This window comes from Halobellus sp. (genome assembly GCF_042218505.1).
GTDB lineage: Archaea > Halobacteriota > Halobacteria > Halobacteriales > Haloferacaceae > Haloquadratum.
Map to the genome: position 1 here is coordinate 15,580 of NZ_JBDGQZ010000005.1, position 14,702 is coordinate 30,281.

General features: G+C 65.3%; 12 protein-coding genes and 1 tRNA gene. 6 read left to right on the plus strand and 7 right to left on the minus strand.

Going from position 1 to position 14,702, the window contains the following annotated elements:
- Positions 1 to 17: 17 nt before the first annotated feature.
- Entirely contained in the window at positions 18 to 866 is an 849-nt protein-coding gene (locus ABEI27_RS00980) for a S26 family signal peptidase (RefSeq protein WP_375797551.1), read from the minus strand.
- Positions 867 to 972: 106 nt separating this feature from the next.
- Between ABEI27_RS00980 and ABEI27_RS00985 the strand changes: the two genes are divergently transcribed.
- Complete coding sequence (locus tag ABEI27_RS00985) at positions 973 to 2,838, plus strand: DNA-directed DNA polymerase II small subunit (RefSeq protein ID WP_375797552.1); 1,866 nt, start codon at positions 973 to 975, stop codon at positions 2,836 to 2,838.
- A 21-nt stretch (positions 2,839 to 2,859) separates the two neighbouring features.
- On the opposite strand, the gene ABEI27_RS00990 is transcribed toward ABEI27_RS00985, so the two are convergent.
- Positions 2,860 to 3,321 carry a hypothetical protein gene (locus ABEI27_RS00990; protein WP_375797553.1) on the minus strand — a complete coding sequence of 154 codons (462 nt, stop codon included), beginning with the start codon at positions 3,319 to 3,321 and terminating at the stop codon, positions 2,860 to 2,862.
- Between the two features lie 224 nt (positions 3,322 to 3,545).
- On the opposite strand from ABEI27_RS00990, the gene ABEI27_RS00995 reads away from it, so the two are divergent.
- Positions 3,546 to 4,724: an aspartate kinase gene (locus ABEI27_RS00995; protein ID WP_375797554.1), complete on the plus strand. Its 1,179-nt coding sequence runs from the start codon at positions 3,546 to 3,548 to the stop codon at positions 4,722 to 4,724.
- 62 nt (positions 4,725 to 4,786) lie between these two features.
- On the opposite strand, the gene ABEI27_RS01000 is transcribed toward ABEI27_RS00995, so the two are convergent.
- A complete protein-coding gene (locus ABEI27_RS01000; protein ID WP_375797555.1) occupies positions 4,787 to 5,446 on the minus strand; it encodes a metallophosphoesterase family protein in 660 nt (219 codons plus the stop codon).
- 82 nt (positions 5,447 to 5,528) lie between these two features.
- Complete coding sequence (locus ABEI27_RS01005) at positions 5,529 to 6,110, minus strand: IMP cyclohydrolase (protein WP_375797556.1); 582 nt, start codon at positions 6,108 to 6,110, stop codon at positions 5,529 to 5,531.
- Between the two features lie 290 nt (positions 6,111 to 6,400).
- Between ABEI27_RS01005 and ABEI27_RS01010 the strand changes: the two genes are divergently transcribed.
- The 4 genes from ABEI27_RS01010 to ABEI27_RS01025 all read left to right on the plus strand — a co-directional run bounded on the left by ABEI27_RS01010 (position 6,401) and on the right by ABEI27_RS01025 (position 11,702).
- A tRNA-Gln gene (locus ABEI27_RS01010) sits at positions 6,401 to 6,473 on the plus strand.
- 608 nt (positions 6,474 to 7,081) lie between these two features.
- Positions 7,082 to 8,806 carry an L-lactate permease gene (locus ABEI27_RS01015; protein ID WP_375797557.1) on the plus strand — a complete coding sequence of 575 codons (1,725 nt, stop codon included), beginning with the start codon at positions 7,082 to 7,084 and terminating at the stop codon, positions 8,804 to 8,806.
- 161 nt (positions 8,807 to 8,967) lie between these two features.
- Positions 8,968 to 9,498 carry an LUD domain-containing protein gene (locus ABEI27_RS01020; RefSeq protein WP_375797558.1) on the plus strand — a complete coding sequence of 177 codons (531 nt, stop codon included), beginning with the start codon at positions 8,968 to 8,970 and terminating at the stop codon, positions 9,496 to 9,498.
- Complete coding sequence (locus tag ABEI27_RS01025; protein ID WP_375797559.1) at positions 9,498 to 11,702, plus strand: LUD domain-containing protein; 2,205 nt, start codon at positions 9,498 to 9,500, stop codon at positions 11,700 to 11,702. Before ABEI27_RS01020 ends, ABEI27_RS01025 begins: the two co-directional genes overlap by 1 nt.
- Positions 11,703 to 11,747: 45 nt before the next feature.
- Here ABEI27_RS01025 and ABEI27_RS01030 read toward each other — a convergent pair whose 3' ends face one another.
- The 3 genes from ABEI27_RS01030 to ABEI27_RS01040 form a co-directional block, all read right to left on the minus strand.
- Complete coding sequence (locus tag ABEI27_RS01030; protein WP_375797560.1) at positions 11,748 to 12,224, minus strand: hypothetical protein; 477 nt, start codon at positions 12,222 to 12,224, stop codon at positions 11,748 to 11,750.
- Positions 12,221 to 13,942: an Nramp family divalent metal transporter gene (locus ABEI27_RS01035; protein ID WP_375797561.1), complete on the minus strand. Its 1,722-nt coding sequence runs from the start codon at positions 13,940 to 13,942 to the stop codon at positions 12,221 to 12,223. The genes ABEI27_RS01030 and ABEI27_RS01035 overlap by 4 nt, the downstream gene beginning before the upstream one ends.
- A gap of 149 nt (positions 13,943 to 14,091) precedes the next feature.
- A complete protein-coding gene (locus ABEI27_RS01040) occupies positions 14,092 to 14,676 on the minus strand; it encodes a hypothetical protein (protein WP_375797562.1) in 585 nt (194 codons plus the stop codon).
- Positions 14,677 to 14,702: the final 26 nt, after the last annotated feature.

A 14,702-nucleotide genomic window follows, 5' to 3' on the forward strand; every position in this document is an offset into this window, starting at 1 on the left:
ACCCGGTCTGCCGGTCGTTACGCGGCGAGCGCTCCCACCAGTTTGAGGCGGACGTAGCCGAGATACGGGATCCGGAACCGCGCGGTGCCGCGGATCCACCCGGGCCGGACCGGTCCTGCGATGCCGCTGGCCTGATCGTACCGGGTGTTGGCGTCGCCTTTGGTGATGAATCCAGCGTGGGGCGCGGGGCAGTTCGTGAGTTCCGCACAGTTGCTCGCTTGCACGTACCTGGAGTTCGCCTCGTCGTACCAGTTCTCACCCTTGTCGACGTAGAAGTGCGCGCGATGGATGATCGGTGAGCCGCGTCGGTTCGGCGGATCGTAGATCACCACCGAGCCGTTGCCGCCGAAGCTCCGGTAGCCGTTTTCGGAGCCGATCTCGACGGTGACGACGCCCGTCTCGCTGTACGCATAATCCGGTGAGAACCGCTGCGGTTCGGTGACGAAGATCAGATCCCCGCGCTGCATCTGGGGGTCCATACTGCCGCTCTCGACGGCGACCATCGGCGGCCAGACGCCGCTGATCGCAAAGAGCAGGAATCCGACGGTGAGCACGGCGACCACGCTGTAGAGCGTCTCACGGATAAAAACCAGCGGGCCGCTCTGAGCCGTCCGGAACCGGGTGAGGAAACGCTGTGAACCGGTCGTTGCCGAGCCCGGTTCCGGTCGCGGCCGCTTCTCTCGACGGGAGTCCGCAGCGTCGACCGGCGGAGCAGAGGCGACAGCCGTGTCGGAGTCCGCCCCTGTGGTGGCGTCGACATCGGAGCCGGAGGCGCCATCGATGTCGGCAGCTTCGTCGGGGTCGTCAGGCGGAGGCCCCGCGTCAGACCTACCGGACTCCGCTGCGTCGCCCTCGTCTTCCGTCATCTATCAGGGATTCAGCGCCGGCGCGTTTCAACCTTCTGGGCCGGACCCGACGCGAGCCCGGAGCCGGGGTCAGTACGCTTTTGTTCTGCAACCGCGTTCGGCCAGTGTGCCTCTGGAGACGCCAGTACGGGTCGTGCGGGAACTCGCCAGACGTGGGTACAACGCCGAACAGAAAGCAGTGACCCTGATCGCGAGCACGGAGAATCCCGGCCAGGCGCTCGAGACGGTCGTCGACCGGGTCGACAGCGATACGCTCCGGATCACCGTCACCGACGTCCGGGGGGCGCTGGATGCCTCCGCGGTCGACGACACCGCAGTTCCAGAACCAGCGCCGACTCCATCGGAGAGCGCAACCGGCGACGCCAGCGGCGTCGGCGGGAGAGATACCGGTGACACTGGCGGGGAAGAGGCAAGCGGCGCAGACGGCGAAGAAGCGAGCGACACGAGCGTAAAAAAGGCGAGCAGCGCCAACGGGGAAGAGGCCAATAACGGCGACAGCGAAGATGCGGCCGACGGGATCAGCGGCGAACCGAACCACCCCGGTGGACGGGCCGAAGAAGCATCCGATGGTGATGCCGCCGGTTCGACTACTCCCTCTGTTTCGACTGCAATATCCGAAGACGACCAGAATACTACAGCGAGTTCTGGCAAAGGATCTGCTCCAGTTGAAACAGGGGACGTGAGTCCGAGAGGAAACGACGGTCCCGACGCTGAAACGGGCGCGACGACCGGCGTGGAGCCGTCCGGACGGTCGGTCGATCCAGCACTGCGCTCGCTTGATGTCACCGGGGACGTGACCGGCCAGAGCACCGGAACCGGAACGTACGACGACTTCGTCACGGTGTTTCGCGACCGCTACGAGAAGCTCTCGGCGCAACTCCGCGGGCGCGTGAATCACCGACCTGCGCAGGCGATCCGGTCGATGAACGGCGGGGCCGACGCGGCGATGATCGGACTGGTCAACGACATCCGCTCGACGAAGAGCGGCCACTGGCTCGTCGAATTGGAGGATACGACGGGGACGTTCCCCTGTCTGGTGATGAAAGACCGCGAGTTCGCGGACCTCGTCGACGAACTCCTCTTGGACGAGTGCATCGCCATCGAGGGCACGCTCTCGGACGACGCGGGTATTATGTTCGTCGACGCGATGTACTTCCCGGACGTGCCCCGGACGCACTCGCCGAACACTGCCGACAGGCCGGTCCAGGCCGCGCTCGTCTCCGACGTCCACGTCGGAAGCGAGGAGTTCAGGGCCGACGCCTGGAGCCGCTTCACCGACTGGCTTCACACCGAGGAGGCCGCGCGGGTCGAGTACCTCCTCATCGCGGGCGATATGGTCGAGGGCGTCGGCGTCTACCCCGGACAGGACGAAGAACTCGACATCGTGGACATCTACGAGCAGTACGAGCGGTTCTCCGAGCACCTGAAAGAGGTTCCCGGCGACATCGAGATTCTGATGATCCCGGGCAACCACGACGCCGTTCGCCTGGCGGAGCCCCAGCCCGGGTTCGACGACCAGTTGCGGGAGATTATGTCAGCACACGACGCCCGGATCACCGGGAACCCCTCGCTCGTCACCGTCGAGGGTGTAACGATCCAGATGTATCACGGCGTCTCGCTCGACGAAGTGATTGCGGAACTGCCCGAAGAGAAAGCCAGTTACGACGACCCCCACAAGGCGATGTACCAACTCCTGAAGAAGCGACACGTCGCCCCGCAGTTCGGCGGGAAGACCCGACTCGCGCCTGAGGAAAAGGACTACCTCGTAATAGAGGAGGTGCCGGACGTCTTCCACACGGGTCACGTCCACAAACTCGGCTGGGGGAAGTATCACAACGTCCTGGCAGTCAACTCGGGGTGCTGGCAGGCGCAGACCGACTTCCAGAAGTCGGTGAACATCGACCCCGACGTGGGGTACGCGCCGATTCTCGACCTCGACACCCTCGATATGACGGTTCGGAAGTTCGCCTGAGTCGAGTGCGCCTCGTGGCTGTCAATCGCTCTCGGGTCGGTAGCGGTATCGCGTCGTCGCCTCGCCGTCGAAGTGAGGGCCGGGTCCCACGGGGTCGAAGCCTGCCGCTTTGGCGGCGGCCGCCGCGTCGTCGTCCGATCGTGGGACGACGAACTCGACGGCGAACCTCTCGTTGAGGGCGAAACGGATCGGCTCCGCGAGCAGTTGCTCGGCGACGGCCTCGTCGCCGGCGAGTTGCGTCACGTGAACCGTGCCGTCGCGAACGTCGAAGGCGACGAATCCTTTGATCGACTCGTCTAGCACGGTAGCGTCGTCCTCGTCGGGATCGACGTCCGCGTTGGGTCCCGGGTCTGACCCCGGTTCAACCGCGAGTCGGACCGTCCGATCGTGGACGACGTTTCTGAGTGCATCTGCGGGGAGGTCGACGATGGATCCGAGCGTCTCGGCGTCGGACTCGACCGCGTCCCGGATCGTGACATCCATACACACGCATTTGACCGGAGGAACTTAAACTGACGCCGCAGGTGACGGCGATCGAGCGAGGCGATCGCAAAGCGGTCTGAGGGGACTTTTGACGGCTCTATCAACCGTTGCGGGCGTATTCGGTAATCGCTGGTAAAGGAGACAAGATTTTACACTACCCCGGGCAATTGCTCGAGTATGTCAGAGCACCACTTGCAGTCCATTTCCCCGCAGGAGGACCAGTCGTGCGCGTAATTGCGAAGTTCGGTGGGACGTCGCTTGGAAGCGGCGACCGGATCAACCGAGCGGCCGACTCGATCGCCGCCGCCGTCGAGGCGGGCCACGAAATCGCCGTCGTCGCCTCGGCGATGGGGAGTACGACGGACGAACTGCTGGACGACATCGAATTCGACGCCGACGACCGCGACCGCGCGGAGATCGTCTCGATGGGCGAGCGAACCAGCGTCCGGATGTTGAAAGCGGCGCTGGGCGCCAGAGGTATCGAGGCGATGTTCGTCGAACCCGGCTCCGAGGCGTGGCCAGTCATCACGAACGACCTCGGGGAGGTCGACGTCGAGGAGACGAAGCGACGGGCCACAGCGCTCGCAAACGACCTCGAGGGCGTCGTTCCGGTCGTCACCGGCTTCCTCGCACAGAACCACGATGGCGAGATCACGACGCTCGGACGGGGCGGTTCCGACACGACCGCAGTGATGCTCGGGCGATATATGCGGGCCGACGAGGTCGTCATCGTCACCGACGTCGAAGGCGTGATGACCGGCGATCCACACGTCGTCGAAGGCGCACGAAACGTCGGGCGCATCACAGTCGACGAACTCCGGAACCTCTCGTTCCGCGGGGCAGAGGTGGTCGCGCCGTCAGCGCTCTCCTACAAGGACGGCACCCTCGACGTCCGCGTGGTTCACTACCAGCACGGTGATCTGCTGACCGGTGGGACGCTCATCGAGGGACAGTTCCAGAACCTCATCGATATGGAGGACGAGTCGCTAGCGTGTCTCACCGTCGCGGGGCGGGCCATTCGTAATAGCCCGGGAATCCTCGCAGAACTCTCACAAGCGCTCCGAGACGCCGGCATCAACATCGACGCCGTCGCGTCCGGAATGGATTCGATCACGTTCTATATCGGCGAATCTCGGGCCGAAGAGGCCGAGAACTTGCTCCACGCGAAGGTGGTAGACGATCAGACGCTCTCGTCGATCACCGTCGACGACGACGTCGCCGTCATCCGGGTCACCGGCGGCGAACTCCCGAACCGACCCGGCGTCATTCTCGACATTGTCCAGCCGATTTCCGAAGCGGGGATCAACATCCACGACGTCATCACCTCCGCGACGTCCGTGGCGATATTCGTCGCGTGGGAGGACAGAGAAGAAACGCTCGAGATTGTCCAAGACGAGTTCTGATCCCGGCGGCGGCCCCTTCGCTTCTCCGATACCCACGTTCGTGGAACCGTCTTCTGCGCCGACTACCGTCCCTCGTAGAGCCGCTCGCCGATCCGATCGGGCAGGTCGGTCTCTTCGACGGCCGTCACCACCCGATCGACGTCGTACTCGACGCGACGCTCTTCGATCGTGAGGTCCTCGAGGTCGAGAAGCGCGTACGCCGCTCGAGGATCGCCATCACGGGGCTGGCCGACACTCCCGGGGTTCATCACGATTCCCTCGTCGAACGTTTCGTGCCCCTGGACGTGCGTATGACCCGTGACGAGCACGTCCTCGTCGCCGAGCATCGAGGGCGCGAACTCCTCTGGGTAGGTGTACCGGTCGGGGTCGTCGGGGTGCCCGTGGACCAGTTTCACTCGTCCGTCGAGGACCGTCCGGTCGTCGGGGAGGTCGGCAAGCCACGCCAGCGCGTCGTCAGCGAGCTCCGCACGGGCGTAATCGACGCCGGCGGCCGCCATCGAGTTGAACCGGAACGACGTGCCCGAGGACGCCGCGCGGTCGTGATTGCCCATCACTGTCGAGAGCGACCGCTCGCGGACCGTGGCGACGCATTCGGCGGGCCAGGGGTTGTAGCCGACGACGTCGCCCGCACAGACAATCGAATCCACGGGCGGCAGATCGTCAAGGACGGCCTCAAGTGCGACCTTGTTCGAGTGAACGTCGGAGATGACCGCGACCTGCATACCGCGCTGTAGGGCGGCCAGTGACAAAAGGACCGGCTCCGGAGGAGTCTCGAAAATACGGCGATAAACCCGAGGTCGCGGGTTACTCGCCGTTGTGGAAGCCGACGGCGACGTCGCTTTCGTCGTAGGTGACGCCGGCAGCACAGACCGCGTGTTCGTAGTCGAGGTCGAACGCGCGTCGGGCCAGTTCGGTTGGGCCGACCGACGCGTCGGCGTCGAAGTCGACCGGCGTCGGTTCGTTCTCCTCGTAGGTCGCAACGAGCGTCGGCGCCGGCACCGACTCGACGAGGAGAGCATCGCATCGGACGATGCCAATGTACGACTCCTCGCCGATTACGCCCGCGACGCGCGGCGTATCGTAGTCGTCTTTCTCGTAATCGAGTGCGAGCAACACCGTCGCAAGCGCGTCGCGAGCGGGGTAGCCGAGGTCGAGTTTCTCGGCGATCGGATCGACGTGCGACCCGTTGCCGACGACGACCGCATCGCCGCCCTTCCGGAGACAGTTGTAGGAGATGTAGGGGTTGTCGCTCTCGGGTGCGTCGGGCGTCGGTCCGACGGTCAGCGTGCCGTCCCGGTCGGTGATCCGGCGGTTGGGAAACGAGCGCGAGGAGACGCGGTACACACCGAAACTGGGAGCGACGATGACGAATCGGCCGATGTACATACACGAACGTGGCTCAGAGGTCGATAAATAGATAGTGGATCGTGCACGAAAGCGCGTGTATCGGAAGACACTGTCGCGACGCCCGTCGACGGTGCGAGGGTGGTCGTTACCGAAATCGTTCCATCGTCGCCGACTCTGCATCCGGGCGAACGGGATCCGACGGAGCGACGATAAAAAGGCAGATTCGACCGGGAGCGCTGGAGTGAGCCGCGCCGGAGGTCCGACTTCGCAACACTCATATGGAGCCACGAGTTACGCACGAGCACACAGACGGCGACCGTGCCGTCCGCAGTCCCATAGGGTAGCGGCCAATCCTGAAGCCTTCTGGGGGCTTCGACCCAGGTTCGAATCCTGGTGGGACTACTCCTCTGCACCCGACAATTCGTAGCGGTGCGTAACGCCCGATTCGGTTCCGTCTCGACGACGCGATTGCAGTGGATTTCCGTAGAGGTTCGGCTCCCTTGCTCGATCGGTTTCGTCCCTCTGTTCGACCCTCGACATTTGCCAGTGACGACGGATTGGTGCTCTCGTTCAGTCCTCTCGTCGGCCGCGCGCGAGCATCGGGGTTACGCAGCCGGTCACGACCCCAATCGGTCGGTCGTGATGGATCGATGCTACCCATCCGACATACTGTCCCCGCTGTCTATCGATTACAGTTGTGTGTGTCGCGGAATTCCGTTCGCCGTCACGCGTATACAGTTGACTGCATTTAATCGAGGAAGAGACACACAACTGTAGCAGGTGCCGTTGTTGAGTGGGTTTTATTCGTTTTATTTTCGCGAAAAAATCCCGTAGAAACCTCGATAAATTGTTTGAAGCACTCAAATCGCGTTTATTTATTTATCACCATCGATGAACGGTGGCCGCATTATAAATGATGAGTGTCGGGATGTCGCGAGTATGCCTCTGACAGTGGCAGACGAGGCGGCGCACAGAACACTAAGCAGCGGATCTCCGGGAGGTGGGCGGTGATGGCCACGGCGACGCAGCTGGGACTTGCCGTCCTCCCGCTGGCGGCGATTGCGTTTCTGATGATCGGCCGGTACTGGTCGGCCACCCGGGCGATGCCGGTCGCGTGGGTGATCGCGGCCGTCGTCGGATATTTCGGCTGGCAGATGTCGCCGCGATGGATCGCGGCGGCGTCGATCAACGGCGCGATCACGGCCTCGAACATCCTCTACATCGTGTTCGGGGCCATACTGGTGTTGTACACGCTCAAACAGACCGGCGCGTTCGACGTCATCAATCAGGGGTTCACGTCGATCAGCGACGACCGGCGCGTTCAGGTCGTGCTGCTCGTGTTCCTGATGGGGTCGTTCATCGAGGCCGCTGCGGGGTTCGGGACGCCCGCGGCGGTCGTCGGGCCGCTGCTGGTCGGGCTCGGCTTCCCGCCCCTCGCGGCGGTCGTGGTCGCGCTGACGGGGAACCTGATGGCGATCACCTTCGGTGCGGTCGGGACGCCGCTCATCATCGGTCTGCAGGACATCTTCGCCTCCACCGACACGGTTTCGACGGCGGTCGCCGCGCAGGGGTGGACGATACCCGAGTGGGTCGCACAGATCGGCCTGTGGGCGGCCACGTACCACGTGGTCGTCGGGGTTATGCTCCCGTTCATCGGCGTCGCGATGATGACGCGATTCTTCGGTGAGGAGCGCTCGATTCGGCCGGCACTGGAAGTGCTCCCGCTCACGCTCTTTGCGTGGGCCTCCTTCGCAGTCCCCTACTGGCTCACCGCGTACTTCCTCGGGCCGACGTTCCCCGGGCTGTTCGGCGCGATGGGCGGAATGGCTGCCACGGTCGGCGTGCTCAAACTCGGCTACTTCCACCCCGACGAGGATTGGGACTTCGGCCCCGAGGCGCAGTGGCCCGATCACTGGGTCGGTGACATCCAGCCGGGCGAGACGTCAAGCAACCAGAGCGGCGCGGTCGCCGCCGACGGTGGGCAGGTCACCGTCGGACCGAAGATGTCGCTGACGCGGGCCTGGACGCCCTACCTCGTCCTGGCCGCGCTACTCGTTGTCACGCGCGTCGTCGGACCGATCAACAACTTCGTCACGTCGACGCTGGTCCTGGAGTGGGGCAGCATCCTCGGGACCTCGATGAGCAACAGTTTCGCCGTCCTGTACCTGCCCGGCGCGATCTTCGTCGCCGTACACCTGCTGACGATCCCCCTGCACGGGATGGACCGCGGGGAGATCACGGCCGCGTGGAGCGAGACGGTCGAGAAGGTGCTCCCGGCCGTCGTGGCCCTGCTCTTCGCAGTCGCGACGGTCCAGATAATGATTCAGTCCGGACAATCAGCCAACATTGACAGTATGCTCGTCGTACTCTCGGAAGCGACCGCGAACGGAGCCGGAGCGGTCTATCCGTTCTTCGCGGCGCTGGTGGGCGCCTTCGGCGCGTTCCTGGCTGGATCGAACACGGTCAGCGACATCCTGTTCGGCACGTTCCAGTACAACGTCGCCAGCGATCTCGGCGTCTCGCGGACGATCCTCGTGGGCGCACAGGCCGTCGGTGGGGCGATCGGGAACCTCATCGCGATCCACAACGTCGTCGCCGCGCTGGCGGTTGTCGGCCTGGTCGGCGAGGAGGGACGCGTCATCAGGCTCGAACTCATTCCGCTGGCCTACTACGCGACGATGACAGGGCTCCTCGCGCTGCTCTTCGTGTACGTGCTCGCGCCGGGGACGTTCTGAGCGATGGGCGGTCCCCGGCCGGTAGACGCCCTCCCCCGGCGACGCGGTCACGAACGGAGGCGTTCATACGCGGGCAGACGGTCGACAGTTACCGCGGATGGATGACGACTCGAGCCGGCGAACGAAGACTGAAGCCGACAGACGACGACTCAAACCGACGTATGACAACCGAAATCAGAGGAGGCGCGGAACGCGATCGAGTGCTCGACCGCTTCCGCGACCGCCTCGACGACTTCGACGTATCGCACACGACCGTCGCCCCGGGCGGGGTGAGCGACGCCGTCAGGGCGGTCGTCGAACCGCCCGCAGTCGGCGTCAGTCTCCCCGAGGGACGCGGTGAACTGCCGTCCGGGGTGCCGACAGAGTGGTCGCCGGCGGACCTCAGGGGGGCGGCGACGGGCGTGACGCCAGCGTCGCTCGGCATCGCGGACTACGGAAGCCTCGTGCTGCCGACGACGGCCGACGGCGTGGAGCCGGTGAGTCTGTTCGCCGAACGCCACGTCGCTGTCGTCGGTGCGGACGACGTCGTGGGCGGAATGGCGGACGCGCTCACCCACCTGGGGGACCGCTTCCGGGCCGATCGGGAGAGCGTCATCGTGGCGACGGGTCCCAGCGCGACCGCCGATATGGGCGCGCTGGTGCAGGGAGCCCACGGACCGAAGGCGGTCCACGCGATCATCGTCCAGTCATAATGTCCGACGCCAGAACCACCAGAGCCGACCGCATCCGCCACATTCTGGAGACAGAAGGGGCGGCGATCGAACAGAACACCCAGGGATTCAACGACGGACGATACGAGTCCGTCGCGGCCCTCGAAGATTACGAGGCGCTGAAGCGGGAATCCCGCGAGATCAAGGAGGACGCCATCGAACGGCTGCCGGAACTGCTCGACGAACTCCGCGAGGCCGTCGAAGCGAACGGCGGGACGCTGTACCTCGCCGACAACGCGGCCGACGCAAACGAGTACGTCCGCCAAGTCGTCGACGACGCGGACGGCGAGCGGGTGGTCAAGAGCAAGTCGATGACGACCGAGGAACTCGAACTGAACGACGTCCTCAAAACCGACGGCGTCGACGTCGTCGAGACGGACCTTGGCGAGTGGGTACTCCAACTCGCCAACGAGGCGCCAAGTCACATCGTCGCGCCCGCGATCCACAAATCACGCGAGAGCATCGCCGAGTTGTTCGAATCGCGTTTCGACCCGGAAGAGCCCTTAGAGAGCGCCGAGGAACTCACGCGGTTCGCCCGGGAGCGACTCGGCGAGCAGATCGCCGACGCCGACGTGGGCGTCACCGGCGCAAACTTCGTCACCGCCGACTCGGGGACGATGGCGCTCGTGACGAGCGAGGGCAACGCCCGCAAGACGGTGGCAGCGACAGACGTCCACGTTGCAGTCGCGGGCGTGGAGAAGGTGATCCCGACGGTAGAGGATCTCGCACCGTTTCTCGAGCTCATCGGACGCTCGGGGACGGGACAGGACATCACGTCCTACGTCTCGCTCCTGACGCCGCCGGTCGATTCGCCGACCCTCGATTTTGCGGCCGACGAGCGCGGCGCACCCGAGAACCGGGAGTTCCACCTCGTCCTGGTCGACAACGGGCGGATGGCGATGCGTCAGGACGATGACCTCCGAGAAACCCTGTACTGCATCCGGTGTTCGGCCTGTTCGAACTCCTGTGCCAACTTCCAGCAGGTCGGCGGCCACGTCTTCGGCGGCGAGACCTACTCCGGCGGGATCGCCACCGGTTGGGAAGCCGGCGTCGAAGGGACCGACGTCGCCGAGGAGTTCAACGACCTCTGTACGGGCTGTTCGCGCTGCGTGAACGCGTGCCCGGTCGGCATCGACATCCCGTGGATCAACACGGTCGTCAGAGACCGGATCAACCGCGGCGACGTCGACGCCGACGAGGGAGCGGTGGAGTGGCTCGTCGAAGGACTGACACCCGATGCGGAACCCAGCGGCGTCGACATTCAAAAACGGCTCTTCGGGAACTTTGCCACGGTGGCCCGGTTGGGAAGTGTGACCGCGCCGCTGTCGAACTGGATGGCGAACACGGACGTCGCACGCGCACTCGCCGAACGGTTCGTCGGAATCGACCGACGGCGCGACCTGCCACAGTTCCAGCGCGAGACCTTTCGTGAGTGGGCGGCCGCGCGCGACGGACTCGCCCTCGCGGATGCCGAGCGGACGGTCGTGCTGTTTCCGGATCTCTACACCAACCACGTACAGGTCGAACGCGGGAAAGCGGCGGTTCGGACCCTCGAAGCCCTCGGCGTCACTGTTCGAGTTCCCGACGTGACCGCGAGCGGCCGCGCGCCGCTCTCTCAGGGGATGGTCGCGACCGCCCAGGAGCGCGCTGAGGAGGTCGCCGAGGCGCTCGTTCCGCACGTCGAGTCGGGCTACGACGTCGTCGTGATCGAGCCCAGCGACCACGCGCTGTTCCAGCGGGAGTACGAGAAACTCCTGGACGAACCGGCACACGAAGCCCTCGCCGAGAACAGTTACGAACTGCTAGAATACGTCTACGGCCTGCTTGCCAACGGCGCCGACGCCGACGAGCTCGCCGACGGTGACGGAGAACGAGTCGCCTACCACAGTCACTGCCAGCAGCGAACCCTCGGCGTCGAGCGCTACACCGAGGCCGTGCTCGACGAGCGGGACTTCGACGTCGTCACCTCCGACGCGGAGTGCTGTGGAATGGCCGGGAGTTTCGGCTACAAGCAGGAGTATTACGACGTGAGCGTCGCCGTAGGCGAGGATCTGACAGCGCAGTTCCGGACCGAGGGGACCGCAGACCGGACCGTCGTCGCCAGTGGGACCTCGTGTCTGGACCAACTCGACGACCTGCTGGAGCGGCCGAGCCGACATCCGATCGAACTGCTCGCACCCGAGTAGCGAGAATTTGGGCGTCGAGCAGGCCGAATTCGGGTTTCTGAATCCTCAGCGGGTGAGTCCGCAGAGCCGCCGGAAGCGGTCACTGACGCCCGCCCCGGACTGCCGATCGATCGCGGTGCTGTCCGACGCGACCGTCGATTCGAGCGCAGCGCACAGCCCGTCGGCCTCGACACCGCCGTGAACGCGGACGCGAACCGGCGCGGCGTCGGTCCGTTCGAGGACGACCTTTTCACGGGCGACCGCGCCGCCGTCGTAGACGACGATCCGGTCGAGGCCGTCGTAGTCGATCCGCTGTTCGCGTTCGGCCGCCGCCCGGGCAGCCGCGAGCCCCTCTGACTCGAGCGTCTCCGCGAACGACGCCGCGCGGCGGTCGGCACCCGCGGTCGCGAGGTCGAACCCCGTGAGGTAGTCGTACTCCAGCAGGATGACGCGATCGTCGAAGAACAGGAGATCGACGAGTCGAAGCGGGTAACTTCCGGTCATCGCGTAGTGGAGATGGACGCGGACCTGCGGCGACGTCACGGGAACGGCCCCCTGCCATCTGCTGGTGTCTTATCGCCTCCCCGTGCGTCGGTTTTTGTCGCTACGACGCGGGCGACGACATACGTCTGGATGAGTCCGTAGGCGAGCCACAGCAGGTAGCCGCCGGGGGCGCTCCCGAGCACCACCGTCGAGACGTCGAAGACCGCGAGTCCGAGTCTGTCGGCCGCGAACGTGCCGGTCAAGAGGACGCTAAAGTATCCGAAGAATCCGGCGGCGAACCACATTGCGACCGCGCGACCCCACCCGGGCCCGGTGTGCGCCGGCAGGCGACGGGCGTTGATCAACTGGATCACGACGATGTAGGGCCACATAATCAGTCCCGACAGGGCCGCGCCGATCACGAGGAGGTTGAAGGGGTTCTCCACCTCGAACGGAAGCGCGAGGATGAGGATGCCCCAGCCGCAGAAGACGGTCAGGAGTCCCCAGAACAGCCGCGGGAGTCGCCAGCCGGCGTCCCGGCCGTACAGTTCGTAAATCACGTCGGAGCTGTTGCGGACGAACGATTCGATGATCGCGTACTCCGTCGTGAACAACGCCAGAAACAGCGTGACATAGATCAGGGCGGTAGCGGCCGGGCCAACGGCGGGCGCGATCCCGACGAGCCACAGATCGACCCCGCCGAGATCAGTGCCTGGCACCTGTGTGAGTGCGACTGTCACCATCGCTGTCGTGACGAGGATCAGGCCGACGACGAACGTGAGCAGATGTTCGAGTTGGGTGACACGCCACCAGCCCCGCCAGCGCTCGAGGTTCGGCGACTCGGGGGGAAAGGAGAAGCCGTCCTCGTGGACGGTTTCGGGGTCGTCGCCGGCGAAGGGGTTCTTGATACGACCCTGGTATCGGCCCATTCCGTAGCCCTTCTCGCGGATCCAGAGGCTCTGAGAGAGGTTCAGATAGCCGCCCGCACCGGCGTAGGCAATGGCGCCGAGGAGGACGGCAATGGCGGTCGGCGGGGGGTGAGTGCTCGGCGCTGTCAGGCTCGCCGGCAGGCCCGAGAGCGCCGCCGGCGACCCGATGAGCGCGAAGAGGGCGAGCGCGGCGAGCATCGAGAGGAGCACGAGCAGCAACTGGAATCGTTCGACGACGTTGTACATCAGCGGCGTGACCTGGTAGGTGAGCCAGATCAGCACCATCAGCGCGATGCCCAGGATGCGCCAGCCGGGGACCGCGACGTCGAGTATGCGATAGGTCCCGAGCGAGAGCCCGGCGGCCCCAACTTTCGCGGCGCTCGCGGCCCAGCCGGGCCATCCGAGGCTGGCGAAGCCACCGAAGAGGAACGCCAGAGGGATCGCCGGATGGACCCGTTCCATCGCCCGAAAGACGCTCTCGCCGGTCGCGAGCGTCCAGCGCTGGATCTCCGTGTTGACGACGAACTGGACGAGCACGCCTGCGAGGAAAATCCAGTACAGCGCCCAGCCGTATCGAGCGACGAGCGACGGCCAGAACAGCGTCTCGCCGCTTCCCAGCGACGCACCGAGCATAATCGCGCTCGGTCCGACAACGTGCTTGAGTTTCGGGACCTTCGGCAGGTCGAGGACCTGAAGCGGGCCGCCTCGTCCCTCGTCGGGATGGTCGTCGGTGTCCGGGGCCTGATCGAGGTTGTCGTAGGCGACCGGGGTGTACGAGGACGTCGGCCCGCCGAGTTCCTCAGGAGACGCGTACACCTCTTCGTCCGGCGTCGAGTCGGCGTCCGGCATATATTAGTTCCGCTCCATCGTCGTGTGGTGGCGTGTCGGCGTCGGAAGTCGGTTCGTCGTCGTCGGCCCCGTGGCCGGTACTGCTCTCCTCGGAGCGGTATCCCGTCTCGGGACCGCACAGTGCGTCGTTGGCGACTGCAGCGGAGGCCTCAGCCGCCGAGATAATGCCACACGTGTTCGCGGTCCTCCGCGACATCGACGTTGGGCAACTCGGTTAGTGCCGGCTTGATCACCGCCCACCAGTTGTCAGCGGTTTTGAACCCCGCCGGGTGCTCCGGGAATACCTCAGTGAGGAAGTCGGTCTCTGTCGCGTCGGGGTGCTTGCTGAGGTAATCGTACGTCGCTCGGAGTGCCTCGCGCCGCTTTCGAAGCGTGTCACCCGAACCCGGAATGTCGGCGGCGGCGATCTCGGCCTCGACCGCAGGGTCGCGATCGGGCGTTCCAGTCACGGTGGCCTGGGCGTCGGTCGCGCTGTCGGCGGACCGCTCGTCGGGGAACGGGATCCACCAGACCCGACCGCGCGCGCCCACCTTCCGGGTCGCGAGCGTGCCCTGATCGACGAGTTCGTTGAGTTTGTTGTGCGCAGTGCGACGCGAGCAGTCGAGACGATCCATCACGTCGTTCGCCGTCAGCGGCCGCGCGAGGTCGTTCCGGCCTTGGAAGATGGCGAGCACGGCGTCGAGCGGGAACTGTCCGCCGCCGTCGGACCCGCGACCGGTCGCCGTCTCGGACATAGGGCTACGTCTACACTCGTATGTAA

Excerpts from the sequence above, each read along its gene's own strand:
- ABEI27_RS00980 (WP_375797551.1), bottom strand. The coding sequence starts at position 866 with ATGACGGAAGACGAGGGCGACGCAGCGGAGTCCGGTAGGTCTGACGCG.
- ABEI27_RS00990 (WP_375797553.1), bottom strand. The coding sequence starts at position 3,321 with ATGGATGTCACGATCCGGGACGCGGTCGAGTCCGACGCCGAGACGCTC.
- ABEI27_RS01000 (WP_375797555.1), bottom strand. The coding sequence starts at position 5,446 with ATGCAGGTCGCGGTCATCTCCGACGTTCACTCGAACAAGGTCGCACTT.
- ABEI27_RS01005 (WP_375797556.1), bottom strand. The coding sequence starts at position 6,110 with ATGTACATCGGCCGATTCGTCATCGTCGCTCCCAGTTTCGGTGTGTAC.
- ABEI27_RS01015 (WP_375797557.1), top strand. The coding sequence starts at position 7,082 with ATGGCCACGGCGACGCAGCTGGGACTTGCCGTCCTCCCGCTGGCGGCG.
- ABEI27_RS01020 (WP_375797558.1), top strand. The coding sequence starts at position 8,968 with ATGACAACCGAAATCAGAGGAGGCGCGGAACGCGATCGAGTGCTCGAC.
- ABEI27_RS01025 (WP_375797559.1), top strand. The coding sequence starts at position 9,498 with ATGTCCGACGCCAGAACCACCAGAGCCGACCGCATCCGCCACATTCTG.
- ABEI27_RS01035 (WP_375797561.1), bottom strand. The coding sequence starts at position 13,942 with ATGCCGGACGCCGACTCGACGCCGGACGAAGAGGTGTACGCGTCTCCT.
- ABEI27_RS01040 (WP_375797562.1), bottom strand. The coding sequence starts at position 14,676 with ATGTCCGAGACGGCGACCGGTCGCGGGTCCGACGGCGGCGGACAGTTC.